1 pseudogene is annotated in these 1,544 nt (G+C 55.1%); it reads left to right on the forward strand.

Annotated elements, in window-relative coordinates:
- Nucleotides 1–99: 99 nt before the first annotated feature.
- A pseudogene (locus tag H6F43_RS00625) lies at nt 100–1,544 on the forward strand (alpha-mannosidase); the annotation flags it as partial.

A 1,544-nucleotide genomic window follows, 5' to 3' on the forward strand; every position in this document is an offset into this window, starting at 1 on the left:
ACTCTGGCGGCAGCGGATCGGCGTCGTAGTCGTAGTCATCTACAGCAGCGGTGGAAGTCGTGACCATCATGCTCACTTGGAACTCGTCGTCCCTTTATTATGAAGGGTGCCGTTTGTTTCTCCGAAGCCACCTTGAGCTACTCAACGTCTGCCTCTGATTTCATCTCGTCTGCCCTCGATCGGCTGCGTGCTTTGACCCAATGCAGCGTTCAAACCACTTGGCGCTGTTGGGATGGAGACTTACCAACTGCCCAAGCGTTGTCTGAATGGCACACCTGGACGATCGTAGACCTGAATGCAAAACAGCATGTTGCGTGGTCGAAGGGAGAGCAGGTGCGATGGTTTGGGCAGGCGATCGTGGTGCCGCAAGCGCTGGAGGGCTACCCGCTGCAAGGGCTGTGTTTGCGACTGGCGCTAATGTGGTGGGCAATCGAGGCGCAGATTTTTGTCAACGGGCAGTTGGTGCAGGAAGGTGATCTGTTCGACTGCTCGACGCGGTTGCTGCTAAGTGATGCGGTTGCTCCGGGAGAAGAGATTGCGATCGTGCTCCGTCTCGTCAGTCCGGGTCACGACGATGGCGCGCTGGTGCGATCGACTTGCCTGTACGAGTCGCTGGACGGTTTTCCAGAGCCGAGCTTTGTAGCAGATGAGTTGGCGGTACTGCACACCTACCTTCAAGCGCTGAGTCCTGAGCAGTTGGATACGTTGGCAGAGGCGATCGGGCAAATCGATTGGGCGATGCAGGGCGATCGGGCAGCATTTGATCACAATCTGGCGCAATTGCGCCAGCAGCTTCTACCGTTAGCCGAGCCAATTAAGCAGCGCCAAATTCAGCTAATCGGTCATGCTCACTTGGATATGGCGTGGCTGTGGACCGTTGATGAAACGTGGCAAGCCGCAGAGCGCACGTTTGAATCGGTGCTGGGTCTACAGCAGGATTTTCCGGAGCTAACGTTTTGCCACTCCACCCCTGCGCTGTACGAATGGATCGAGCAAAATCGCCCGGACTTGTTTGAACGGATTCGCCAGCAAGTTGCAGCAGGAACATGGGAGCCTGTTGGTGGACTTTGGGTAGAGCCAGAGTTGAATTTGATTGGGGGAGAGGCGATCGTTCGTCATATTCTCTACGGTCAGCGCTATTTTCAAGAAAAATTTGGCGACATTAATCGGATTGCGTGGCTTCCCGATACCTTTGGCTTCAACTGGCAACTGCCGCAGTTTTTTAAGCAGGGCGGCATTGAGTATTTTGTGACGCAGAAGCTTCGCTGGAATGATACGACGCAGTTTCCTCATGAGGTTTTTCAGTGGCAGGCTCCGGATCAGAGTCAGGTGTTGGGTGTAATGTCGGCTCCGATCGGTGAAGGCATCGACCCCATCAAAATGGCGACCTATGCGTGCGAGTGGGAAAACAAAACGGGGATGTCTCGATCTCTCTGGCTTCCGGGCGTGGGCGATCACGGAGGCGGACCCACACGCGACATGCTGGAATTGGCGAGACGATGGCAGCGATCGCCCTTTTTCCCAGAAGTAGAATTTACAACAGC

The organism is Leptolyngbya sp. FACHB-36 (assembly GCF_014695955.1).
GTDB lineage: Bacteria > Cyanobacteriota > Cyanobacteriia > Leptolyngbyales > Leptolyngbyaceae > FACHB-36.